General features: G+C 55.2%; 18 protein-coding genes, 2 rRNA genes and 1 pseudogene. 18 read left to right on the top strand and 3 right to left on the bottom strand.

Features of this window, described 5'->3' with window-relative positions:
• Nucleotides 1-3 precede the first annotated feature (3 nt).
• Both AURMO_RS05035 and AURMO_RS05030 read right to left on the bottom strand, forming a co-directional pair.
• Entirely contained in the window at nt 4-1671 is a 1668-nt protein-coding gene (locus tag AURMO_RS05035) for a YhgE/Pip domain-containing protein (RefSeq protein WP_110233648.1), read from the bottom strand.
• Between the two features lie 2 nt (nt 1672-1673).
• Complete coding sequence (locus tag AURMO_RS05030; RefSeq protein WP_110233645.1) at nt 1674-4430, bottom strand: MMPL family transporter; 2757 nt, start codon at nt 4428-4430, stop codon at nt 1674-1676.
• A 104-nt stretch (nt 4431-4534) separates the two neighbouring features.
• Here AURMO_RS05030 and AURMO_RS05025 point away from each other — a divergent pair, with 104 nt between their 5' ends.
• Nucleotides 4535-5209, top strand: a complete 675-nt coding sequence (locus AURMO_RS05025) for a TetR/AcrR family transcriptional regulator (protein WP_162532671.1) — start codon at nt 4535-4537, stop codon at nt 5207-5209.
• Here AURMO_RS05025 and AURMO_RS05020 read toward each other — a convergent pair.
• Nucleotides 5206-5562, bottom strand: a complete 357-nt coding sequence (locus AURMO_RS05020) for a DUF1844 domain-containing protein (RefSeq protein ID WP_239406796.1) — start codon at nt 5560-5562, stop codon at nt 5206-5208. The two genes, AURMO_RS05025 and AURMO_RS05020, sit on opposite strands and share 4 nt — an antisense overlap.
• A 257-nt stretch (nt 5563-5819) precedes the next feature.
• Between AURMO_RS05020 and infC the strand changes: the two are divergent.
• The 17 genes and pseudogenes from infC to AURMO_RS04935 form a co-directional block, all read left to right on the top strand.
• Nucleotides 5820-6374, top strand: a pseudogene (infC, locus tag AURMO_RS05015) (translation initiation factor IF-3); the annotation flags it as partial.
• Nucleotides 6375-6617: 243 nt separating this feature from the next.
• On the top strand, nt 6618-6812 hold the full coding sequence (gene rpmI, locus AURMO_RS05010) for a 50S ribosomal protein L35 (protein WP_110233635.1): 195 nt from the start codon (nt 6618-6620) through the stop codon (nt 6810-6812).
• A 32-nt stretch (nt 6813-6844) separates the two neighbouring features.
• Nucleotides 6845-7231: a 50S ribosomal protein L20 gene (gene rplT / locus AURMO_RS05005; RefSeq protein ID WP_110233632.1), complete on the top strand. Its 387-nt coding sequence runs from the start codon at nt 6845-6847 to the stop codon at nt 7229-7231.
• An 8-nt stretch (nt 7232-7239) separates the two neighbouring features.
• Nucleotides 7240-8049 (top strand): TrmH family RNA methyltransferase, encoded by an 810-nt coding sequence (locus AURMO_RS05000; RefSeq protein WP_110233630.1) that lies wholly within the window; start codon nt 7240-7242, stop codon nt 8047-8049.
• 34 nt (nt 8050-8083) lie between these two features.
• Nucleotides 8084-8371: a hypothetical protein gene (locus AURMO_RS04995; protein WP_110233628.1), complete on the top strand. Its 288-nt coding sequence runs from the start codon at nt 8084-8086 to the stop codon at nt 8369-8371.
• Nucleotides 8355-8714, top strand: a complete 360-nt coding sequence (locus AURMO_RS04990) for a type II toxin-antitoxin system PemK/MazF family toxin (protein WP_239406795.1) — start codon at nt 8355-8357, stop codon at nt 8712-8714. The genes AURMO_RS04995 and AURMO_RS04990 overlap by 17 nt, the downstream gene beginning before the upstream one ends.
• A gap of 66 nt (nt 8715-8780) precedes the next feature.
• Nucleotides 8781-9821: a phenylalanine--tRNA ligase subunit alpha gene (gene pheS, locus AURMO_RS04985; protein ID WP_110233625.1), complete on the top strand. Its 1041-nt coding sequence runs from the start codon at nt 8781-8783 to the stop codon at nt 9819-9821.
• Complete coding sequence (gene pheT / locus AURMO_RS04980) at nt 9821-12361, top strand: phenylalanine--tRNA ligase subunit beta (RefSeq protein WP_110233623.1); 2541 nt, start codon at nt 9821-9823, stop codon at nt 12359-12361. The genes pheS and pheT overlap by 1 nt, the downstream gene beginning before the upstream one ends.
• A gap of 8 nt (nt 12362-12369) precedes the next feature.
• The gene (locus tag AURMO_RS04975) at nt 12370-12798 is read left to right on the top strand and encodes a DUF1801 domain-containing protein (protein WP_162532670.1); all 429 of its coding nucleotides are present in this window, start codon (nt 12370-12372) and stop codon (nt 12796-12798) included.
• A gap of 67 nt (nt 12799-12865) precedes the next feature.
• Entirely contained in the window at nt 12866-13909 is a 1044-nt protein-coding gene (gene argC, locus AURMO_RS04970; protein WP_110233618.1) for an N-acetyl-gamma-glutamyl-phosphate reductase, read from the top strand.
• Nucleotides 13906-15075 (top strand): bifunctional glutamate N-acetyltransferase/amino-acid acetyltransferase ArgJ, encoded by a 1170-nt coding sequence (gene argJ / locus AURMO_RS04965; protein WP_110233616.1) that lies wholly within the window; start codon nt 13906-13908, stop codon nt 15073-15075. Before argC ends, argJ begins: the two co-directional genes overlap by 4 nt.
• A 16-nt stretch (nt 15076-15091) precedes the next feature.
• Complete coding sequence (gene argB, locus AURMO_RS04960; RefSeq protein WP_110233613.1) at nt 15092-15985, top strand: acetylglutamate kinase; 894 nt, start codon at nt 15092-15094, stop codon at nt 15983-15985.
• Nucleotides 15985-16908, top strand: a complete 924-nt coding sequence (argF, locus tag AURMO_RS04955; protein ID WP_110233611.1) for an ornithine carbamoyltransferase — start codon at nt 15985-15987, stop codon at nt 16906-16908. The genes argB and argF overlap by 1 nt, the downstream gene beginning before the upstream one ends.
• A gap of 25 nt (nt 16909-16933) precedes the next feature.
• The gene (argH, locus tag AURMO_RS04950; protein ID WP_110233608.1) at nt 16934-18373 is read left to right on the top strand and encodes an argininosuccinate lyase; all 1440 of its coding nucleotides are present in this window, start codon (nt 16934-16936) and stop codon (nt 18371-18373) included.
• Nucleotides 18374-19663: a tyrosine--tRNA ligase gene (gene tyrS / locus AURMO_RS04945; RefSeq protein WP_110233605.1), complete on the top strand. Its 1290-nt coding sequence runs from the start codon at nt 18374-18376 to the stop codon at nt 19661-19663. It begins immediately after the preceding gene.
• Nucleotides 19664-20222: 559 nt separating this feature from the next.
• A 16S ribosomal RNA gene (locus AURMO_RS04940) occupies nt 20223-21743 on the top strand.
• A 424-nt stretch (nt 21744-22167) separates the two neighbouring features.
• A 23S ribosomal RNA gene (locus tag AURMO_RS04935) occupies nt 22168-25283 on the top strand.
• The 16S and 23S rRNA genes sit together here, the layout of an rRNA operon.
• Nucleotides 25284-25318: the final 35 nt, after the last annotated feature.

Below are 25318 nucleotides of genomic sequence, written 5' to 3'. Positions count from 1 at the left end.
GCCCTAGACGGGCTGGGTTTCTTTGCTGAGTGTGGTGATGGAGACGTGACGCTTGCGTGAGATGGCTAGTGCGGTCACTAGAACACCACCAAGACTCCACAGCACCAGCGCGGTGACAGCTGAAGCAAACCCAGAGACATTCCCAGAGTTGATAACGGCTTGGAGTGCGGTCACGGCATCGTTGGCAGGGGTGAATCCCAGGAGTGTGTCCAGCAGAGCCGGCACTGTCGAGATCACGCCGGTGACCAGAATGAGAATTCCCACCGCCAGTGACACCATGCGGCCAAAACCACCGAGCACAGCGTTGAGTGCTTGGTTGGTTGCCGTGAACGCAATACCAATCAGGGCGGCAATGCCTGCCACGCTGGCCCATTCACCCAGGTCATAGCCGTTGGCCACAGCAATGACGGTGGCGACAGCAACGCCCTGCGCAATGCCGACCACAGCAGGGATCACAAAGGATCGTGTGGCAAGTGAGAGCGAGGAACGGGTTGATTCAAGCAGGCGCTGGGGGAGTGTGCGCAGACCAACGAAGATGGCCAGAGCACCAATCCAGAGCGAGAGCACGACGTAGAGTGGAGTGCTGTTCGCGCCAAAGCTGAGGTTGCCGGCATCCTTGAGCCCAACAGGAGCTGTGACTACTTCGGAGAGCTTCTTGGTTTCTGCTTCGGTGTAGACCGGGATGTTTTCTACCGCGGTATCGAGACCGTTTGCGAGTTCAGTCGAACCGCTAGCAATCGCCGTGGTTCCAGAGGCAATGCCTTCGACTCCGGTGGCGATGTCGGTGCTTCCAGCTGCAAGTTTGGTAATTCCGTCACTGAGACCACCCAGACCCGTTGCAAGGCCAGCAGTGCCGCCAGAGAGCTGGGCGAGCCCTCCACAGAATTGGGCTTGTGCTGGGGCAACAACAACCTGGGTGCAGGTGGCAGAGAGGCCAGCAAGACCATCAGCTAGTGATTGTGCATTACCGGGAATGGAAGAAGCCTGAGACTGGAGAGTCCACATTCCGTTGGAGAACTGACTTGCGCCGGTGGAGAGCTGGGTGGCTCCATCGGCGAGTGTTCCGAGGCCGCTGCTGAGGTCATGAGCGCCAGATGCTGCCTTGCCCAGGCTTTCGCTCAACGTGCTGAAGCCAATTAGAACGTTCTCGATATAGCTGGCACTGAGCTGCTGATTGAGCATGTTGACTGCGGTTGAGGTAATCGCCGTGGTGATGGCGTCATCAACCAGGCGTGTCTTATCGCTCGAGGTGACGTCAATGATGGCCTGTTGAGGGTTGGAAGCGTCACTAAAGGAAGAAGTCGCTACCTTGGAGAAGTTCTTGGGGATGGTCACGGCGGCGACATACTTACCGCTTTCTAAGCCCTTCTTCGCTTCTGCTGCGTCTGTGATTTCCCAGTTGTAGTTAGAAGCTCCGTCAGCGCCATCAACAAGACCTGCGGTGAGCAAGCGACCCAGAGGAGTGAGTTGACCGTTGATGGTGACAGGCTCATCGTCGTTCACGATGGCAGCGGTCACGTTATCGAGGCGGTCAGTAGGGTTCCACAAACCCCACATCAAAGTTCCCACGACGACGAGCGGAACAAAGATGAGAGCAGCCAGCGTGAGAATGCGTGGTTTGCCCTCTGTCTTGGCAGAGTTCTTGGACAGGCGGGTAATCAGTGATGCCATGGTTATGCCTGCACTTTCTTGCTCGAAGCGGACACAGTGTCGAGGTCGAGGACCATTGAGTCAACGCGGGCACTGAGAACATTTCCCCATGTCTCCACGGGCATGTCATTGGTTGTTCCCACGAATACGGTGAGGGTTCTGCCTGCCTTGGTTGCAGCCTCACGAGCTGCATTGAGGGCATCAGCAACGGCATATTGCTCGCTCTCGGAGGAGAGGAAGTCAATGTTGTCCAAGATGATCACCTGAGGCTTTTCAGAAGCCGCATCTTCGATGGCGGCAACCGTGTTGCGGTTGGCGTGTTCAGAGACATCGATCAGTGCAACACGTGAGCGCACAGCACCGGAACGAACTGGCAGGACCATGTCAGCAACCTTGAGCTTGCCGGCGTCAGGGTCGAGGCGGCCACTGAGGGTGAGCAGCAGTGCTGAGGTCGCAATCTTGTCACTACCGGTGACAAAGAGCGTGGTTCCCACAGGAACGGTGAAGGCAAGGTTCTTGAAGTAAGAACGGGTTCCTTCGGCGTTCTTGAGGCTCAGACCTTCGGCTGCAACGACAATGTTCTTCTGAGCTGGCCAGTCGGCAAGCTCAAGCTCGTGCTGAACGCCTTCGCCTTCCACATCGAAGTGAGGGAGAACGCGGTCGAGCCACTTGGGCATGTACCAGGCCTTGTCGCCCAAGAGCTGGAGTACGGCGGGAACAAAGGTCATGCGCACGATGAAGGCGTCAACGAAGATACCCACCGCAAGCGCCAGTGAGATGCCCTTCATGTTCACATCACCCTCAGGCACGAATGCAGCGAACACGGCGAACATAATCACAGCTGCCGCTGTCACAACCTTGGCGGAGCCGACGAAGCCGGTCACGATGGACTTTCGTGCCTTGCCAGAGTGGACATAGTCCTCTCGCATGCGAGCCACGAGGAACACCTCGTAGTCCATGGCAAGACCGAACAAGATGCCCATCACAATGATCGGCATGAAGCTCAAGACCGGCCCAGGTCGGTCGATATGGATGAGGTGTGCTCCCACTCCTTCTTGCATCACGAGTGTGACAACACCGAATGCGGCCACCACGCTAAATAGGTAGCCAATTGCTGCCTTGATGGGCACCCAGATTGAGCGGAACACCATCGTGAGCAAGATGAGGGAAAGCCCCACCACCACGATGCCGAAGGGCAGGAGTGCATTCCCGAGGCGTTCTGAGACGTCAATTCCACTGGCAGTGAAGCCGGTGACGGAGAGGTCAACCCCATATTTCTTCTGGAAGTAGTCATGCTTGTCGCGGATGGCTTGAACCAATGCCTTGGTTTCCTCGGAAGCAGGTGCTCCAGTGGGAATCACTTGAATGATGCCGGTGTCGGCAGTCATGTTGGGAGTTGCGAGGGGAACGGCGGCAACGCCAGGAATCTTTTCCAGCTCAGACTTGAGGTCGTCCATGAGTCCCAGTGGGTCTGTGCTGGTGACGATGGTTCCGGTCACGAGCAGTGGACCGTTGTATCCCTCTCCGAAGTTCTCAGCGACCAAGTCATAGGTAATGCGCGAGCGGTCATCGGGAGCGTTGCTGCCTGCATCTGGAAGAGCAAGGCGCAGGTTGAGTGCTGGGAGCGCCACAATCGTGATGACGGCAACCACAGCCAAGATGGTGACGATGGGGAAGCGGGTAACAGCCTTGACCCAACCCAGGAAGAAGCGATTGGGCTTGTGTGAGGCAGCCTCGGCTTTCTTGGTCTTTTTGGGCTTGGGGCGCAGTCGCTCGCCGGCGAAGCCGAGCAAAGCAGGGATCAACGTAATCGAGATGATGACGGCAACGCCGACTCCCACTGCTGCTGCCACACCCATCGTGGTGAGGAAGGGGATTCCAGCAATGCCCAAACCAACCAGGGCAATCATGACGGTCAGGCCGGCAAAGATGACAGCAGAACCTGCGGTACCTGTTGCACGCGCAGCGGCTTCCTCGGGAGTGTCCCCCTTGCGCAGTTCGTCTTGGTGGCGGGAAATGATGAAGAGGGCGTAGTCAATACCCACGGCAAGACCCAGCATGAGGGCCAGCATCGGAGTGGTGGAGGTGACCTTGGCGAATGCGGTGGCCAGGAAAATCAGTGCAATCGAGATGCCCACACCCAGCAGGGCAGTCAGCAGTGGCATACCTGCTGCCAAGAATGATCCGAAAGTAATGATCAACACGACCAATGCCACGCCCACGCCGATGAGTTCAGTGGGGCTGATGCTGGGCATGCTCTGGCTATAGATCTGACCCCCCAAGGACACCGTTGATCCTGCGGGAAGTTCGTCACTCAGGGTTTGCGTAGCTCCTTCGAGCTTTGCTAAAGATTCGGGGGTGATGCTTGCAGTTGGGCCAGAGAACTGAATGTTGAGTAGACCTGCTTTGTCGTTCTTGCTGATCGCTCCATTGATGCGCTCGTTAAAGGGTGAGGTGGCGTTATCAATCTGGGGCAGCGTGGCCATGTCGTCGGCTGCATTATTAAGAGCGTCCTTGTATGCGGGGTCAGTGATTAGCTGACCGTCAGCGGCCACCACAATGATCTGTGCTGAGGCGCCACTGACCTGGGGGAAGGTCGTGTAGAGGGAGTCCAATGCCTTCTGGGACTCAGTACCTGGAATAGAGATGCCGTTGTCGAGTCCCTTGTTGAATACGGCGGCAGAACCACCGATAGCAACCAAGACGATGATCCACGCAGCGAGTACGAGGCGGCGCGAGCGGTATGCCCAGCGTCCGAGAGAGTAGAGCAGTGATGACATGGCTGTCCTTGGTGTCAGCAACAGCGGGGATCAGCCGGCGTTGCGGGGATAAAACACATTTCGATACACCGGTGTATCCGATACATGAGTGTATCGTTAAGCATGTGAGCACCACAACCGAAACAGAAGCCAAGCCGGCGGAGTCAGCACGGCGTCAAAAGACCCGTGAACGCTTGATGGATGCGGCTTTCGAGGTCTTTTCTGAAGTGGGTATTCACGCAGCCAGCGTGGAAATGATCGCCGAACGCGCAGATTTCACCCGCGGAGCTTTTTACTCCAATTTCGACACGAAGGAAGAACTCTTCCTCGCGCTCGCCGAACGCGGCAATAACGAACGCCTAGCTCTGCTTCGAGGAAGCGTGGCCAACATCGATGTCATCATGCCCACATTGGTGGGGTCCACTGAGGGAAAACTCAGCGCTGCTGAGTTGGGCCCCATCGTGGCCAGCTTCCTGGAGCAGCAGGGGGAGAACCGTTTATGGTTCTTGTTCCAATCTGAATTGCGCTTGCTAGCGATGCGAGATCCAGAAGTGGGCAAGCTCTACCTGGAGCAGAAGAAGGCCGCAGATACCGAATTTGGCAGCATCATTTCAGCGGCATTCGATGCTGTGGGGCTCACACCTGCATTGGATTCTGTTGAGCTCGCGAACGTGCTCATGAATACCTATGAAGCAGCGCTTCAAGAAGCCATCATGCGTGGTGGAAACAAGGTGCAAGAAGATGCACACCAGCTGTTTATGCAGCGATTGCTTGGCCTGATTGGCCAACTAGCAAGCTAGTTGACTGGACCAGTCCACTTTTCGCCTGGACCCTTGCCGATCTCATCAGGGATGGGGGAGGCTTCGCGGAACGCGAGCTGCAGAGAACGCAGTCCATCGCGCAGTGGTCGAGCGTGCGAGTCGCTGATATCTGGTGCTGCAGCAGTAATGAGGCCGGCCAGAGCATTAATGAGCTTGCGTGCTTCATCCAGATCCGTCAGCGAAGCCGCATCGGGGCCTTCTGCCAGACCGCACTTGATCGCGGCAGCACTCATCAGGTTCACGGCAACCTCGACAATGACCTCAATGGCGGGGACTTCAGCAATGTCGAGAACTGCCTTGTGAATGGCTTCGTTCTGGTCGCTTTCGCTCACAATGTATTCCTCTGCTAGGCTTATGCAGGTTTCTTAGCTCATGCCAAGAAATTGAAAGAGGAGTTATCTCCCACCCGTAACCCGCACCATCAGGTTACTGGGTTCTTGCACTCCGCCGGTTCAGCTTGCTGGGCAGGTAGGTCAGGGTGCCACAAGGTTTTTATCTTGTGTCGTGTTTTCACGGATGAAAGTCTGTGTGCGCGTAAGACTCCTCTTTCTCCCCGTAAGGGTTTTAGAGAAATAACAAGGAGCACCGCATTAGCGATCCACGTACAAACGACCGTATCCGCGTCCCTGAAGTTCGCCTCGTTGGTCCCAACGGCGAACAGGTAGGTGTCGTGGCGATCGATGTTGCCCTTCGACTTGCACAGGAGGCTGACCTCGATCTCGTTGAGGTTGCTCCCGAAGCCAAGCCGCCTGTGGCCAAGATCATGGACTACGGAAAGTTCAAGTACGAAGCTGCGCAGAAGCTCAAGGAAGCTCGTCGTAACCAGGCCAACACCATCCTCAAAGAGGTACGTTTCCGCCTGAAGATCGATGTACACGACTATGAAACCAAGAAGAAGCGCGCTATCGGCTTCCTCAACGACGGTGACAAGGTCAAGGCCATGATCCTCTTCCGCGGTCGTGAGCAGTCACGTCCCGAGCAGGGTGTTCGCTTGCTTCAGAAGTTCGCTGAAGAAGTTGCCGAATTCGGCACCGTCGAATCCAGCCCCACCATCGATGGCCGCAACATGGTCATGATCATTGGACCACTCAAGAGCAAGTCAGAAGCCAAGGCAGAGCAGAACGCGAAGCGCGATGCCAACAAGCGTGGCGACAAGAAGGTCGCCAACTCTGGCGAATCCGTTCTTGCTGTTGAAGATGACAAGGCAAATGCCGTTCAGGTTGTTGAAGCTGAAGTCATTGCCGAAAAGCCAGCTAAGGCTGCACCTAAGACCACAGCTGCGAAGGCAGCTGCACCCAAGAAGTCCACCAAGTCGGTCTCAGACGAGCTCGACGACTAAAAGCCCCGCCTTCCCTCACCAGGGAATGTGAAACCCCAAGGAGATCCAATGCCAAAGATGAAGACCCACTCCGGGTCCAAGAAGCGCTTCAAGGTGACCGGTACCGGCAAGCTCAAGAAGCAGCAGGCCGGCATGCGTCACAACCTCGAAGTCAAGTCGGGCAAGCGCAAGCGCAGCCTGAACCAGGACCAGATCCTGTCTCCAGCTGACTCCAAGGTCATCAAGAAGCTTCTCGGTCTGTAATCCGGCTGAGCGAAAACTAAAAGGATAAGAAAATGGCAAGAGTAAAAAGAGCCGTTAACGCTCACAAGAAGCGTCGCGTCATCCTCGAGCGCGCCTCCGGTTACCGCGGTCAGCGTTCGCGCCTGTACCGCAAGGCAAAAGAGCAGGTCATTCACTCGCTGGTGTACAGCTACCGTGACCGTCGTGCCCGCAAGGGTGACTTCCGTCGCCTCTGGATCCAGCGCATCAACGCAGCAAGCCGTGCAAACGGCCTGACCTACAACCGTTTCATTCAGGGCCTCGCTCTGGCTGACATCCAGGTTGACCGTCGCATGCTTGCTGAGATCGCTGTAACCGATCCTGCAACCTTCACCAAGTTGGTTGAAGCTGCACGCAAGGCACTTCCTGCAGATACTTCTGCACCCAAGGTCAAGGCCTAAGGAACATCATGCTCGACAACCCCCGCGCTCCTCGCGTGAAGGCGGTTGCGAAGCTAGCCACGAGGGGAGCCCGGTCCGAGACCGGGCTCTTCCTCTTGGAAGGCCCGCAAGCCGTCGCTGAGGCATTGGCATATCGCCCACAGTTGATTGTGGAGCTCTATGCCACGCCCACTGCGCTTGAGCGTTACCAGGACATCGCAGCAACTGCTGTCGATGCCGGGGTAGATGTCGAGTTCGTCTCCGAAGAAGTCCTCGCCGCCATGGCAGACACGGTCACCCCGCAGGGATTCATTGCGGTGGTTCACCAGTTCCCCACAGCTTTGAAAGACATCTTCGCGGAAGACCCCAAACTAGTTGTCATCCTCGAAGAGGTCCGTGATCCCGGAAACTTGGGCACCATTATTCGTGTGGCAGATGCTGCCGGAGCGGATGCAGTCATTTTGACTGGTCGCTCGGTTGATCTCTACAACCCCAAGGTTGTACGCTCCACGACTGGTTCGCTGTTCCACTTGCCCATCACGGTGGACGTGGAGCTCGAGAACGTTCTTCCCTACGTTCGTGAATCTGGCCTGCAATTACTTGCTGCCGACATCAAGGGTGAAGATCTCGTGCTTGCTCGCACCAACGGTGTCCTCGATGCTCCCACTGCGTGGTTGTTTGGTAACGAAGCTCGCGGTTTGAGCGACGAACACTTTGCTTTGGCAGAGAAGGCCATCACCGTGCCCATCTATGGTGACGCCGAATCCATGAACTTGGCCACAGCTGCTGCTGTGCTCATCTACGAGAGCGCGTTCGCTCACAATAAGGTCTCAAACTAGTCACTCTTTGTCATACTTCTGGTATACCTAGAGTATGACTAGTGTCCTTTCAGATAGTTCCCGAACTCGGGAATCTGCGCCTACGACGATCAAGCTCTCCAAAGCTACGCGTGATCGAATCAAAGCCAATGCGGCTAAGCAGAACCTCACTATTGAAGAACATCTCAACTTTCTCGAAGATTTGCATGCACGCGAGCAGCGCTGGGACTCCATGCGTGAATCTCTTGCGAAGATGACGCCCGCTGATTGGGCTGACTACCGCACAGAAAGTGCATCGATTTCTGGTGCTGATTTTGACGGGCTCAATGATGAAGCTTGGTAATCAGCTGCTTCCCGGCATGGTGGTCTGGGCTGACCTTTCTCCTACGCAAGGAAGGGAGCAGTCTGGACGCAGGCCTGTTCTTGTTGTGTCTTCTGAGAATTACTTGTCTGTCGTGGACACGATGGCGATTGTGGTTCCCTTTACGAAAAAGAATCGTGGTTGGCCAAATCATGTGAAATCAACCGGGCCCACTGGCCTGACTGTTGACTCGTGGATCATGACGGAACAAATTCGAACAATTTCTCGGGATCGCATCCTGGGTGTGCGTGGTGCTGTCAGCCCTATCTGTTTGAAAACAGTCCGGACTTGGGTTGGTGACTTCCTGGGAGCAACGCTCGTCTAGCGTGAGCTCCGCACTCTCGGTGAGGGTGAAAATGAACCGCCTACCTGACAACTAAACTTGGGAACTGTGTCTGCACCTACTGAAATAACCGAAGCAGCCGTCACGGCTGCGGTCAACGACGCCCTGGCAGCTATCGCTGCTGCCGTCGATTCCGCCGCGCTGAAGGCTGTCCGCACTGCCCATGTGGGGGAGTCCTCGACTCTCTCCCAGCTGAATGCCCTGATGAAGGACGTTCCTGGAGACCAGAAGGCTGCCGTCGGCAAGCTCGTAGGTCAGGCGCGTGCCGAGGTGAACCAGGCTTTTGCTGCCCGTGAAGAAGCCATCGTGCGTGAAGAGCAGACTGCTCAGCTTGCTGCCGAGAAGGTCGATGTCACCGCTGCTGCCTCACGCTGGAGTGCAGGTGGACGTCACCCACTCATGCTTCTGCAGGAGAGCATCTGTGATGCATTCGTGGGCATGGGTTGGGAAATTGCCGAAGGACCAGAACTCGAAGGAGAATGGTTCAACTTCGACGCACTCAACTTCGATGCTGACCACCCTGCACGTGCGATGCAGGACACCTTCTTCGTTGAGCCTGTTGATTCTCACCTTGTTCTGCGCACCCACACCTCACCAGTACAGGTGCGCTCGATGCTCGAGCGAGAAGTTCCGATCTATGTGCTGGCTCCTGGTCGCGTGTATCGCACCGATGAACTAGATGCCACCCACACCCCTGTCTTCACACAGGTCGAAGGTCTTGCCGTGGATAAGGGCCTGACCATGGCTCACCTGCGCGGAACTCTCGAGCACGCAGCTCGCATCATGTTCGGTGAAGGTGCCAAGATTCGCCTGCGCCCCAACTACTTCCCCTTCACGGAACCCTCTGCTGAGCTCGATGTGTGGCACCCCACCTTCGCTGGTGGTGCTCGCTGGATCGAGTGGGGTGGCTGTGGCATGGTGAACCCCAATGTTCTGCGTTCGGCAGGCATTGATCCTGAGGTGTATTCCGGTTTCGCTTTCGGTGTGGGTGTTGAGCGCACGCTCATGTTCCGCAATGACGTCAGCGATATGCACGACATGGTCGAAGGCGATGTTCGCTTCAGCCAGCAGTTTGGAATGGTGGTCTGATGCGCGTCCCACTGAGTTGGCTCGGCGAATACGTCGACCTCGCAACTGACATCACTCCTGAGCAGGTTCAAGCAGACCTGGTCAAGGTTGGTTTTGAAGAAGAAGACATCCACGGCGGAGACATTTCTGGCCCCATCGTGGTCGGTGAAGTTCTCGAATTCACTCCAGAAGAGCAAAACAATGGCAAGACTATTCGTTGGTGCCAGGTTCGTGTTGCTCCAGATGGTCAGGTCGCTGACGATGGTGGCGACGCCATTCACGGCATCGTCTGTGGTGCTGGAAACTTCTTTGTCGGAGACAAGGTAGTTGTCACACTTCCCGGTGCTGTTCTGCCTGGTCCGTTCCCAATTGCGGCACGTAAGACCTACGGCCACGTTTCTGACGGCATGATGGCGTCGGCCAAGGAGCTGGGCCTCGGCGAAGGGCACGACGGCATTATTCGCCTTGCTGAAATGGGTCTTGATCCTGAAGTTGGCACGGACGCTCTTGAGCTTTTGGGTCTGTCTGAATCTGCAGTTGAAATCAATGTCACTCCTGACCGCGGATATGCCTTCTCTATCCGTGGTGTTGCACGCGAATACGCGCACTCAACCGGTGCTGCATTCCGTGATCCTGCCACTGAGGTCATTTCTTCCCACGGTGTGACCGAAGTGAAGAAGTTTGGCAAAGAATTCCCCGTGTCGGTCGACGACCAGGCTCCTATTCGTGGTCGCGTGGGCTGCAATGTCTTTGCCACCCGCATCGTGCGCGGCATCGATGCCACGGCACCTACCCCTGCCTGGATGGTTTCACGCCTGAAGTTGGCTGGTATCCGCTCCATCTCGCTACCGGTGGACATTTCGAACTACGTCATGATCGAGTTGGGCCAGCCCAACCACGCATATGACCTAGACAAGCTTGCCGGTGACATTGTTGTTCGTCGCGCCACCAAGGGTGAGAAGATCGTCACTCTCGATGAGGCAGAGCGCACCCTGGACGTGGAAGACCTGCTCATCACCTCTGGTGGTAAGGCCATCGGACTTGCTGGAGTCATGGGTGGAGCAAACACTGAAATCAGTGATGGCACCACTAACGTTCTTGTTGAGGCAGCCAACTTTGATCCTGTATCTATTGCTCGCTCAGCACGTCGCCACAAGCTGCACTCTGAAGCTTCCAAGCGTTTCGAGCGCGGTGTTGACCCTGAGGTTGCAGCTGTTGCAGCTGGTCGCGTTGCCCAGCTGTTGGTTGAGCTTGCCGGTGGCGAGATCGTGGATGAAGGTTCCTACTTCAACCACTTCTCTGCTCCTGCAGCCATTGAGCTTCCTGCCGGTTTCGTGACCAACCTGATTGGTCTCGAATACACCGACGCGCAGATTGAGTCTTCGCTGACTGAAATTGGCTGTGTTGTGGTCAAGGCAGGCACAGGTTTCACTGTGACACCGCCCACCTGGCGTCCGGATCTCACCGACAAGTGGACTCTGGCAGAAGAAGTGGCCCGTATTGTCGGTTACCACCTCATTCCTGCCGTGCTTCCTGTGGCACCTCCCGGACGTGGTTACACCGTTGCCCAGGACGTGCGTCGTCGAGTATCCAACACTCTGGCCGCGACCGGTCACACCGAGGTGTTGAGCTACCCCTTCTTCGATGAAGAGACCAACAACCTTTTTGGTTCGGCTACTGCGCCGTTTGTTCCTCAGGTTCGTCTGGCAAATGCACTGGATGCAACCCAGGGCTGGATGCGTACGTCGTTGCTACCGGGTCTGATTGGCACCGCAGCGCGTAACCGCTCACGTGGTTTGACGGACCTCGCCCTGTTTGAAACGGGACTCGTGTTCCTTCCTGAAGAGGGTAAGAACTACGGTCAAGACATTGTTGCCGGGGGAGTGCGTCCCGCACCTGAGGTGGAAGCCAAGCTCTATGCAGGTATTCCACCCCAGCCTCGCTACATCTCTGGTCTGTTTGTTGGAGATGCCGTCTCAAAGCAGGTAGGCCAGAAGGCTATTGCGTATGACTGGCAGGACGCACTTGCTGCTGTTCAGCAGATTGCTCTGGGTGCTGGTGTTCAGATTTCTGTTCGTCAGGGAAGCCACAAGGCATTCCACCCAGGTCGCACCGCAGAACTTCTTCTTGGTGATGCTGTGATCGGTTATGCCGGAGAACTTCTGCCTTCTGTGGCAGAAGATGCACACCTTCCCCGCACCGTGGCTGCATTCGAACTCAACCTCGATGCCGTCACTGACGCAGCTGGTGTTCCCCACGTGGCAGTGGATGTCAAGACCATGCCTGCAGCAACTCAGGACCTCTCACTTGTTGTTGCTGAAACCATTCCTGCAGCAGATGTTCTTGCTGCTGTGGCGGAAGGTGCAGGGGAGCTACTGGAAACAGCAACCTTGGTTGATGTGTACCAGGGCACTGGAATCCCCGAAGGACAGCGTTCGCTGACCTTCGCACTGCGATTCCGAGCTGATGACCGCACTTTGACTGCTGCAGAAGCTACTGCCTCCAAAGAAGTGGGTGTTGCGCTCGCCGCTTCACGCTTTGGTGCAACAATTCGCGAATAGTGCTTCGTATGGCTGAAACGAAGACAGTTCCCACGTCGGCGTCGGTAACAGAATTCCTCGCACAGGTTGAACCACTCGGGCGCCGCGAGGATGCAGAAGTGTTGCTTGGCTTGATGCGTGACGCTTCTGGTGTTGAGCCTGTGATGTGGGGAACCAACATCATTGGATTTGGGTCATTTCATTACCGATATGCCTCAGGCCATGAGGGAGATATGCCGGTGTTATCTTTCTCTCCGAGAAAGGCTTCCATGTCTGTGTATGGCGTGTATTACCCGGGATTTGAATCACAACTCACAGAAATTGGCCCCTATAAAACAGGCAAATGGTGCCTATACCTGGGTCGTTTTGCGTCGCTCAATCTTGAAGCACTCCGTCACACCATTGCGTGGGCCTGGAATGGTGGAGTTCCTGTCATTGCGGAAGAACTTAGCCAGTAACTGTGGACACGCTCTCCCGCCCTGCCAAAGTTCAATAACTGGTTGAAGGTTTAGATAGAGTTATCTAATGACATACTCGGTTGCCATTGCTGGAGCCAGCGGTTATGCCGGTGGTGAGGTGCTTCGCCTGCTCGCAGGTCACCCCGAGCTTGAGGTGCGGACGGTTACCGCCCACTCCAATGCTGGCCAACGTCTCATTGATGTGCAGCCACATCTGCGTAGCTACGGCGATCTCGTTCTGCAGGACACCACTGCCGAGATTCTTTCGGGACACGATGTTGTCTTTTTGGCGTTACCACACGGTTCTTCCGGCGCGCTCGCCGCACAACTGAGTGCAGACACGCTCGTTATTGACTGCGGTGCTGACCACCGTCTTGAAGACAAAGAAGACTGGGATGCGTTCTACGGCGGCGAGTTCAACTCTGCCTGGACCTACGGCATCCCTGAACTTCCCCTCTCCACTGGTTCCCAGCGTGAATTTCTTGCTGGAACGAAGCGCATCGCAGCTCCTGGCTGTAACGCTTCTGCGATTTCGTTAGCAATTGCTCCTGGTGTTCAGGCAGATCTCATTGACGCGGTAGATATTGTTTCTGTGTTGTCAGTTGGCCCTTCTGGAGCAGGAAAGAGCCTCAAGGTTGATCTGCTGGCTAGTGAAATCATGGGCTCTGCCTCGGCATATGCCGTTGGTGGCGTTCACCGCCACACTCCTGAGATTGCACAAAACCTGCGTAAAGCTGGTGCTGCCGAGGTGTCTGTCTCCATGACTCCCGTGCTGGTGCCCATGTCTCGTGGCATTCTGGCCACCACCACGGCGCGCATCAAGCCTGGTGTGACGCTAGAGAAATTGCACGCTGCGTGGAGTGCTGCCTATGCAAACGAACCTTTTGTTCAGGTTCTCCCTCTCGGTCAGTTCCCGCGCACCGCAGACACCGTGGGTGCAAACACCTGCCTGATTGGCCTTGCACTGGATGAGAACGCCGGTCGCGTTGTTGTCATCAGCGCCCTCGATAACTTGACCAAGGGCACTGCCGGTGCGGCTATTCAGTCCGCCAACATTGCTCTTGGGATCCCAGAAACTACTGGACTAACCACGAATGGAGTTGCACCGTGAGTGTGACCGCTGCAGCTGGCTTTAGTGCCGCAGGTGTTGTGTGTGGACTGAAGTCCACCGGTAAGAAGGATTTCGCCATGGTGCGAAACCTGGGGCCTTTGAAGTCAGTAGCCGCAGTGTTTACCTCGAACCGATGCAAGGCCAACCCCATTCTCTGGAGTCAGCAAGTTATGGCTGATCCTGTGGTGGAAGCTATCGTGCTGAATTCGGGTGGTGCGAACTGTTACACCGGTGCTCGTGGATTCCAAACCACGCATGCCACTGCTGAGGCGGTAGCCGAGCGTCTGGGAGTTTCTGCAGGTGACGTTCTCGTGTGTTCCACTGGTCTGATTGGTGAACAACTTGACCTCGACAAACTCAAGACCGGTGTCTGGGATTCGGGCTTGGAAGTTCTTTCTGACGCGGGCACCAGTGAACAAGCCGGTATCGATGCTGCTCACGCCATCATGACCACCGACTCTGTTCCCAAGATGTCGACCTCTACCGGTGCTGGGTACACCATCGGCGGTATGGCTAAGGGTGCTGGCATGTTGGCTCCTGGACTGGCAACCATGCTCGTTGTCATCACAACGGATGCGGTGTTGACCAGTGAACAGCTGGATACTGCGCTGCGCGCAGCCACTCGTGTGACTTTTGACCGCTTGGATTCAGACGGCTGTATGTCTACCAATGATCAGGTCACCCTGATGGCTTCAGGTGCCTCTGGCGTTGAACCAGAATTGGCAGAGTTCACAGCACGTCTGACAGAGCTGTGTCGTGATCTCGCTATTCAGCTCCAGAAGGACGCTGAAGGTGCGAGCCACAACATTCACATCACTGTCACCGGTGCTGCATCAGAAGATGATGCAGTGGATGTGGCACGAACAGTGAGCCGCTCGAACCTGTTCAAGGCCGCCATCTTCGGCAACGACCCCAACTGGGGTCGTGTGTTGGCAGCGGTAGGAACCAGCTCTGCTGTCTTTGACCCTTACAACATTGATGTGAGCTTCAACGGTGTTGCCGTCTGCACCGCAGGGGAGCCTGATCAGTCTCGTGAACTGGTTGATCTCACCCCGCGCGAAGTGGATATCCAGATTGAACTCCACAGCGGAACTGAAACTGCAACAATCTGGACCAATGATTTGACCCACGACTACGTGCACGAAAACAGCGCGTACGCGAGCTAGAATTCAAGGATTTCTCATGACCCAAATGCGTGAAGAAGACGCAGCAGCAACTATCAAAGCTGCGACGCTGATTGAGTCACTGCCGTGGCTCAAAAAGTTCAATGACCAGATAATTGTGGTCAAGTTTGGTGGCAACGCCATGGTGAGTGAAGAACTCACTCGTGCCTTTGCCGAAGACATGGTGTATCTGCGCACCGTCGGCATCAAGCCTGTCGTTGTGCACGGTGGCGGGCCTCAGATCACCAAGATGCTGGAACGTTTGGGTATTGAAAGTGAATTCCGCGGTGGCTACCGCGTGACCAGCCCTGAAGCCATGGACGTGGTTCGTATGGTGCTCACCGGGCAAGTTTCACGTGACCTGGTTGGTCACATGAACGAACACGGTCCGTTGGCAGCTTCGATTTCTGGTGAAGATGCTGGTCTGTTTGTAGGTGAGCGTCGTGGCGTTGAGATTGACGGCGAGCTCGTGGATTTAGGCCTCGTCGGTGACGTTGTTGCCGTAGACCCCGAAGCGGTTCACGCGCTCATTGATGCTGGACGCATTCCCGTTGTGTCCTCGATTGCGCCAGATAAGGACACTCCTGGTCAGTCATTGAATGTAAACGCTGATGCAGCTGCTGCGTCACTTGCGGTTGCACTTGGTGCAGCCAAGCTTGTGATCCTCACCGATGTTGCAGGTCTCTACAGCGACTGGCCCAACATGGATTCTCTTGTTTCCGAGATTGGCGCAGATGAACTTCGTGCCCTCCTGCCTTCGCTGGAGTCAGGCATGATCCCGAAGATGGCTGCGTGTTTAGAAGCCGTTGATGGGGGAGTGCCCAAGGCTGCCATCATTGATGGCCGTAACCCGCACTCGATTTTGCTCGAAATTTTTACCCAGACCGGTTCTGGAACGGAAGTAGTGGCCTGATGACAAAGCATTTCCTTCGTGATGATGACATCACCCAGGCAGAACAGAGCGAGATACTCGATCTGGCTGCCGCGCTTAAGGCTCAGCCCTATAGCGAGAAGCCACTGGCCGGTCCACAGACCGTCGCCGTCATCTTCGACAAGACCTCTACTCGCACACGAGTGTCGTTCGCAGTGGGAATTGCTGACTTGGGTGGTGTTCCTCTGATCATGGACTCCGGCTCCAGTCAGCTCGGTGCGAAAGAGTCAGTTTCAGACACCGCACGTGTGCTGGAGCGCATGGTTGCTGCCATTGTCTGGCGCACCTTCTCTCAGGCTGGCTTGGAAGAAATGGCTTCTGGCACCACTGTTCCCGTAGTGAATGCACTGAGTGATGAATTGCACCCCTGCCAGCTCCTGGCAGACTTACTGACCATTCGTGAGCACAAGGGTGACCTCAAGGGATTGAAAGTAGCTTTTGTCGGTGATGGCAGCAGCAACATGGCACACTCCTATCTGTTGGCCTGTGCTGTTGCGGGAATGCATGTGCGCATTGCAGCTCCTGCTGGTTACCAGCCAGATCCTGCCATTGTTCGTGACGCCGATGAAATTGCCGTGGAAACCGGTGGTTCTGTTGCTGTGACTGAAGACGCAGCCCTCGCTGTTGATGGTGCTGATGTTGTGGTGACCGACACCTGGGTGTCGATGGGGCAAGAAGACCAGAAAGCTCAGCGCGTCAAGGACTTCGGCGCTTACCAAGTTGATGCTGCACTGATGGCCAAGGCTGATGCCGCTGCCATCTTCCTGCACTGCCTGCCTGCTTACCGTGGCTACGAAGTATCCGCTGATGTCATTGATGGCACCCAGAGCGTCATCTGGGACGAGGCGGAGAACCGCCTGCACGCCCAGAAAGCACTGCTGACCTGGTTGCTTCGCCACAAGTAATTCACGACAACCCTAGGATTGAATCATGACTACCTCGAACAACGCTGCCAACCGTGCTGGTGAAGCCGGAGCGCTGTGGGGCGGTCGTTTTGCCTCGGGACCGTCTCCTGAACTGCAGAAACTGAGCAAGTCCACTCACTTTGACTGGGCGCTGGCCGACTACGACATCACGGGTTCTCAGGCACACGCCAAGGCTCTCCATGCAGCGGGCTACCTCACCACAAATGAACTGAAAGTAATGACTGACTCTCTGGAGAAGCTTCGTGCTGCTGTGGCGTCGGGAGAGTTTGTGGCCCTCGAGAGTGATGAAGATGTTCACTCTGCATTAGAACGTGGCCTCATTGATATTGCTGGTGTTGAGGTCGGTGGCAAGCTTCGTGCTGGCCGCAGCCGCAATGACCAGATTGCGACACTGGTGCGCATGTATTTGCTTGACCACGGACGGATCATTGCGCACGAGGTTACTCAACTCATTGACGCGATTGCAGGGCAGGCTGCTGCGCATCCTGCGGCAATCATGCCTGGACGTACTCATCTGCAGCACGCTCAGCCCGTGCTTCTCGCGCACCAACTCCTTGCTCACGCGTGGCCGTTGGTGCGCGACCTCGAGCGTCTTGCTGACTGGAGTGCGCGTGCATCGAAGTCTCCCTACGGTTCTGGTGCGCTTGCTGGTGGTTCGCTGGGGCTTGATCCTCAGCTAGTAGCTGCAGAACTAGGACTTTCTGGTCCCACCGAGAACTCCATTGATGCCACCGCTAGTCGAGACGTAGTAGCCGAGTTTGCGTTCATCACCTCGTTGATTGGTATCAACCTCTCGCGCTTCTCTGAAGAGATCATCATTTGGAATACGCGTGAGTTCGACTTCGTCAAGCTGCACGATGGCTACTCCACAGGGTCTTCCATCATGCCCCAGAAGAAGAACCCAGACATTGCCGAGCTTGCTCGTGGAAAGTCTGGTCGCCTTATTGGGAACCTCACGGGCTTGCTGGCCACGCTCAAGGGTTTGCCTCTGGCATATAACCGCGACCTGCAGGAAGACAAAGAGCCTGTCTTTGACTCCGTGCAAACGCTCGAAGTTCTTCTTCCAGCGTTTACCGGCATGGTTGCCACACTGACCTTCAACACTGCACGCATGGCAGAGCTTTCCCCCCAGGGTTTCTCGCTGGCCACCGACGTTGCCGAGTGGTTGGTCAAGCAGGGTGTTGCATTCCGTGACGCTCACGAAATCTCCGGTGAACTGGTTCAGTTCTGCGAAACCCGTGGCATTGAACTGCACGAACCTTCCGATGCTGATTACTTGAGCGTGAGTGAACACCTCACTCCTGTGGTTCGTTCTGTGCTCACTATTGAGGGTTCGGTTAATTCTCGTAATGGTGCTGGTGGAACTGCCCCTGCACAGGTTACGAATCAGTTGAGCTCATTGACTGAGCGTGTGAAAGATCTCAATAAGGCGTTAGGGCTCTAAGTGTCACTCGAAACACAAGCAAATGATTCCAGCTTCGACACCCTCTGGGATGAGTTGGTCTGGCGCGGTCTGATTCATGTCTCCACCGATGCTGATGAGCTCAAGAAGCTCTTCCAGGGCCCACCCATCACGTATTACTGCGGTTTTGACCCCACAGCACCATCGTTGCACTTGGGTAACCTCGTGCAGCTGCTGTTGCTACGACGTATCCAGCTCGCCGGTCACAAGCCCTTGGGGCTTGTCGGTGGTTCCACCGGACTTGTGGGAGATCCACGTCCCACCGCTGAGCGCACCCTCAACACCAAAGACACGGTGAATGAGTGGGTTGGCTACCTCAGTTCACAGATTTCTAAGTTCCTCAGCTTTGAGGGCGTCAACGCTGCTCGTATGGTGAACAACCTGGACTGGACTGCCCCCATGTCAGCGATTGACTTCCTACGCGACGTGGGAAAGTACTACCGCGTGGGCACCATGCTCAAGAAGGACGCTGTTTCTGCGCGACTGAATTCAGAAGCAGGTATTAGTTACACCGAGTTCAGCTACCAGATTCTTCAGGGTATGGACTTCCTGGAGCTCTACCGCAACTATGACTGTGTCTTGCAGACCGGCGGTAGTGACCAGTGGGGTAACCTCACCAGCGGTACTGATCTGATTCACCGTGCCGAAGGTAAGAGTGTTCATGCCATTGGTACACCATTGATTACCAATAGTGATGGCACCAAGTTCGGTAAGAGTGAGGGCAACGCCGTCTGGCTCGATGCCTCTATGACCAGCCCTTATGCGTTCTACCAGTTCTGGCTCAACACCGACGATGCAGATGTGATTGATCGCATCAAGGTCTTTACCTTCCTCACTCGTGCAGAAATCGAAGAATTGGCACAGCAGGTCGCCGAAGAACCATTCAAGCGTGCTGCTCAGCGCCGCCTGGCTCTGGAAGTAACTTCACTTGTACACGGTGAGGCTGCTACTGAGGCCGCTATTGCGGCTGCAGCTGCACTGTTTGGGCAGGGGGAGTTGGCCGAACTCGATGCCGCTACTCTCGAAGCTGCCTTACGCGAGCTTCCTCACACCACGACGCCGGCAAATACCCCTGTTGCTCAGCTGTTAGTTGATACTGAACTATCGCAGAGCCTGGGTGCTGCACGCCGTTCAATTGCTGAAGGTGGCGTCTATCTCAACAACGTGAAGATCACTGCTGAAGACGAAACACTGGAAAAGTATGTACTTCCCAGTGGAATGGCTGTGTTGCGTCGCGGAAAGAAGACTCTGGCGGGCGTATTCGTCGAGTAAAACCACTGCGTTATACGGGCCAAGCAGGGCGACACGCCCGGGATGCGGTAGTGATTTGCTCGGGTCGTAATAAACCCGTAATGTAGTCACTTGTCACCCCAAAGGTGCTGATTGCCTCAGAGCGTCAGACCTCAAGCGGGACCATCTCAGCTTCTTTGAGAAAACGCCTAGGCGCACACTTGGAAGCTAACCGGATGAAAATCCATCATGTATCGCGATGTTGCGAACGGCAGCCAGGGAGTCTACGACTCTCCGGTGATGAGTTTGACAAGATCGCTTTTGATGGTAAGTTAGGACAGTTGCCCTAAACCGGTTCCGAAAGGAATTGGAGTAGGAGCGCCCGATCCTTGAGAACTCAACAGCGTGCACAATGTCAAATGCCAAAACCCGGCATCTACTTTTTGTAGATGTACGGATTCCTTTGGATAAAAATTAAAACAACAAAGCAAGTCAGTAATGATTTGTTCTGTCAGTTTCAAACTCGTGACTTTCGCCCTTATTCCGGGGAATGTCACATAAATAGATTTGCCACCAGACTTCGGTTAGGTGGCTATCAACTTTTACGGAGAGTTTGATCCTGGCTCAGGACGAACGCTGGCGGCGTGCTTAACACATGCAAGTCGAACGATGAACCCGGAGCTTGCTCCGGCGGATTAGTGGCGAACGGGTGAGTAACACGTGAGTAACCTGCCCTTGACTCTGGGATAACTGCTAGAAATGGTAGCTAATACCGGATACGACCCTCGGCGGCATCGCCAGGGGGTGGAAAGAATTTCGGTCAAGGATGGACTCGCGGCCTATCAGCTAGTTGGTGAGGTAACGGCTCACCAAGGCGACGACGGGTAGCCGGCCTGAGAGGGTGACCGGCCACACTGGGACTGAGACACGGCCCAGACTCCTACGGGAGGCAGCAGTGGGGAATATTGCACAATGGGCGCAAGCCTGATGCAGCAACGCCGCGTGAGGGATGACGGCCTTCGGGTTGTAAACCTCTTTTAGTAGGGAAGAAGCGAAAGTGACGGTACCTGCAGAAAAAGCACCGGCTAACTACGTGCCAGCAGCCGCGGTAATACGTAGGGTGCAAGCGTTGTCCGGAATTATTGGGCGTAAAGAGCTCGTAGGCGGTTTGTCGCGTCTGCTGTGAAATCCCGAGGCTCAACCTCGGGCCTGCAGTGGGTACGGGCAAACTAGAGTGTGGTAGGGGAGATTGGAACTCCTGGTGTAGCGGTGGAATGCGCAGATATCAGGAAGAACACCGATGGCGAAGGCAGATCTCTGGGCCATTACTGACGCTGAGGAGCGAAAGCGTGGGGAGCGAACAGGATTAGATACCCTGGTAGTCCACGCCGTAAACGTTGGGAACTAGATGTAGGGTCCATTCCACGGATTCTGTGTCGCAGCTAACGCATTAAGTTCCCCGCCTGGGGAGTACGGCCGCAAGGCTAAAACTCAAAGGAATTGACGGGGGCCCGCACAAGCGGCGGAGCATGCGGATTAATTCGATGCAACGCGAAGAACCTTACCAAGGCTTGACATATACCGGAAAAGCGTAGAAATACGCTCCCCGCAAGGTCGGTATACAGGTGGTGCATGGTTGTCGTCAGCTCGTGTCGTGAGATGTTGGGTTAAGTCCCGCAACGAGCGCAACCCTCGTCCTATGTTGCCAGCACGTAATGGTGGGAACTCATGGGAGACTGCCGGGGTCAACTCGGAGGAAGGTGGGGATGACGTCAAATCATCATGCCCCTTATGTCTTGGGCTTCACGCATGCTACAATGGCCGATACAGAGGGCTGCAATACCGCAAGGTGGAGCGAATCCCAAAAAGTCGGTCTCAGTTCGGATTGAGGTCTGCAACTCGACCTCATGAAGTCGGAGTCGCTAGTAATCGCAGATCAGCAACGCTGCGGTGAATACGTTCCCGGGCCTTGTACACACCGCCCGTCAAGTCATGAAAGTCGGTAACACCCGAAGCCAGTGGCCTAACCGCAAGGAAGGAGCTGTCGAAGGTGGGATCGGTGATTAGGACTAAGTCGTAACAAGGTAGCCGTACCGGAAGGTGCGGCTGGATCACCTCCTTTCTAAGGAGCATTTGGAGACTTCGGTCTTCCAGAGCCTCTAGCCAGACGAATGTTCTGGCGAGGTTAGCTCATGGGTGGAACATTGACATTGATTCAGAACCAATCGGTTCGCAGTTAGTACGATCTTCGGATTTGGAACGCAGCGCTCCAGGAGTGTCTGAATATGCACGCTGTTGGGTCCTGAGGGACCGGGACACCAGGTTTTACTTGGTGAAACGAACCTCTGGACCTTTCTTTTGTTACATCACTCGTAACGAAGGAGGGGTACCGCCCGTACTTTGAGAACTACACAGTGGACGCGAGCATCTTAGATACAGACTTTATTGTCTGTATCACAAAGATCATATTGAGCGTAAATTTATTTACGTTCCGATAGATCATTGGTCAATTTTTCTAAACGAAAAATCGATTCAAACTCATGTGATTTCAAATTTCTAAGAGCAAACGGTGGATGCCTTGGCATCTGGAGCCGAAGAAGGACGTAGTAATCTGCGATAAGCCTCGGGGAGCTGATAAACGAGCTTTGATCCGAGGATGTCCGAATGGGGAAACCCCGCTGGGCCCGCAAGGTGACCCAGTGACTCCCGCCTGAATATATAGGGCGGGTAGAGGGAACGTGGGGAAGTGAAACATCTCAGTACCCACAGGAAGAGAAAACAAAAGTGATTCCGTAAGTAGTGGCGAGCGAACGCGGAAGAGGCTAAACCGATCATGTGTGATATCCGGTAGGAGTTGCATGGTCGGGGTTGCGGGACTTTTCATTCTGTTCTACCGAGCAGTGAGCGTTACAACGTTGTATAGACGAATGGTCTTGAAAGGCCAGTCATAGAGGGTGCCAACCCCGTAGTCGAAATGCAGCAATGGCGCGAGAAGTATCCCAAGTAGCACGGGGCCCGAGAAATCCCGTGTGAATCTGTCAGGACCACCTGATAAGCCTAAATACTCCCAGATGACCGATAGCGGACAAGTACCGTGAGGGAAAGGTGAAAAGTACCCCGGGAGGGGAGTGAAATAGTACCTGAAACCGTTTGCTTACAAACCGTTGGAGCACCCTTGTAGGTGTGACAGCGTGCCTTTTGAAGAATGAGCCTGCGAGTTAGTGATATGTGGCGAGGTTAACCCGCGAGGGGAAGCCGTAGCGAAAGCGAGTCTTAATAGGGCGTTATAGTCGCATGTTCTAGACCCGAAGCGAAGTGATCTATCCATGGCCAGGTTGAAGCGACGGTAAGACGTCGTGGAGGACCGAACCCACTTAGGTTGAAAACTGAGGGGATGAGCTGTGGATAGGGGTGAAAGGCCAATCAAACTTCGTGATAGCTGGTTCTCTCCGAAATGCATTTAGGTGCAGCGTTGCGTGTTTCTTGCCGGAGGTAGAGCTACTGGATGGCCGATGGGCCCCACCGGGTTACTGACGTCAGCCAAACTCCGAATGCCGGTAAGTGAGAGCGCAGCAGTGAGACAGTGGGGGATAAGCTTCATTGTCGAGAGGGAAACAACCCAGACCACCAACTAAGGTCCCAAAGCGCGTGCTAAGTGGAAAAGGATGTGGAGTTGCAGTGACAACCAGGAGGTTGGCTTAGAAGCAGCCACCCTTGAAAGAGTGCGTAATAGCTCACTGGTCAAGTGATTCCGCGCCGACAATGTAACGGGGCTCAAGCACGCCACCGAAGTTGTGGCATTGATATATTTTGGTAGGCCTTCGTGGTCCAGCCATATTGATGGGTAGGAGAGCGTCGTGTGGCCAGCGAAGCGGCGGTGTAAACCAGCCGTGGAGGCCACACGAGTGAGAATGCAGGCATGAGTAGCGAAAGGGGAGTGAGAAACTCCCCCTCCGGAAGACCAAGGGTTCCAGGGTCAAGCTAATCTTCCCTGGGTAAGTCGGGACCTAAGGCGAGGCCGACAGGCGTAGTCGATGGACAACGGGTTGATATTCCCGTACTGACGAAGAACCGCCCAAACTAATCCAGTAATGCTAAGTGTCTGAATCCCCCTGATCTGAGACTTCGGTCAACGACGGGCGGGCCTAGCACACGACCCTATGCTGGTGCGGTTAGCGTATTAACAGGTGTGACGCAGGAAGGTAGTCAAGCCGGGCGATGGTTGTCCCGGTCTAAGGCCGTAGGGCGAGAGATAGGCAAATCCGTCTCTCATTAAGCCTGAGAACCGATGGGTAGCTCTCACGAGCGAAATTGATGATCCTATGCTGCCAAGAAAAGCATCGACGCGAGGTTCCAGTCACCCGTACCCCAAACCGACTCAGGTGGTCAGGTAGAGAATACTAAGGAGATCGAGAGAATCGTGGTTAAGGAACTCGGCAAAATGCCCCCGTAACTTCGGGAGAAGGGGGGCCTGAGGCGTGTAGGGATTTACTCCTGAAGCGTTTGAAGGCCGCAGAGACCAGTGGGAAGCGACTGTTTACTAAAAACACAGGTCCGTGCCAAGTCGCAAGACGATGTATACGGACTGACGCCTGCCCGGTGCTGGAAGGTTAAGAGGAGCGGTTAGCGTAAGCGAAGCTGCGAATTTAAGCCCCAGTAAACGGCGGTGGTAACTATAACCATCCTAAGGTAGCGAAATTCCTTGTCGGGTAAGTTCCGACCTGCACGAATGGCGTAACGACTTCCCAGCTGTCTCAACCGCGAACTCGGCGAAATTGCACTACGAGTAAAGATGCTCGTTACGCGCAGAAGGACGGAAAGACCCCGTGACCTTTACTATAGTTTGGTATTGGTGTTCGGTGTGACTTGTGTAGGATAGGTGGGAGACTTTGAAGCTGGCACGCTAGTGTCGGTGGAGTCATTGTTGAAATACCACTCTGGTCACTCTGGACATCTAACCATGAACCGTAATCCGGTTCTGGGACAGTGCCTGATGGGTAGTTTAACTGGGGCGGTTGCCTCCCAAAAAGTAACGGAGGCGCCCAAAGGTTCCCTCAACCTGGTTGGCAATCAGGTGTCGAGTGTAAGTGCACAAGGGAGCTTGACTGTGAGACTGACAAGTCGAGCAGGGACGAAAGTCGGGACTAGTGATCCGGCAGTGGCTTGTGGAAGCGCTGTCGCTCAACGGATAAAAGGTACCTCGGGGATAACAGGCTGATCTTGCCCAAGAGTCCATATCGACGGCATGGTTTGGCACCTCGATGTCGGCTCGTCGCATCCTGGGGCTGGAGTAGGTCCCAAGGGTTGGGCTGTTCGCCCATTAAAGCGGTACGCGAGCTGGGTTTAGAACGTCGTGAGACAGTTCGGTCCCTATCCTCTGCGCGCGCAGGAAATTTGAGAGGATCTGTCCTTAGTACGAGAGGACCGGGACGGACCAACCTCTGGTGTGTCAGTTGTTCCGCCAGGAGCACCGCTGATTAGCTACGTTGGGAATGGATAACCGCTGAAAGCATCTAAGCGGGAAGCCGGCCTCAAGATGAGATTTCCATCCCTTCGGGGGAGAGGCTCGCAGCTAGACTACTGCGTTGATAGGCCGGATGTGGAAGTGGGGACTAAAGACCCATGGAGCTGACCGGTACTAATAAGCCAATAATTTGATAATCACTACACATAACCCGTTGTAAGGCTGGGTTGTGT

Source organism: Aurantimicrobium photophilum, from assembly GCF_003194085.1.
GTDB lineage: Bacteria > Actinomycetota > Actinomycetes > Actinomycetales > Microbacteriaceae > Aurantimicrobium > Aurantimicrobium photophilum.
This window is presented reverse-complemented; position numbering and strand designations above follow the sequence as displayed.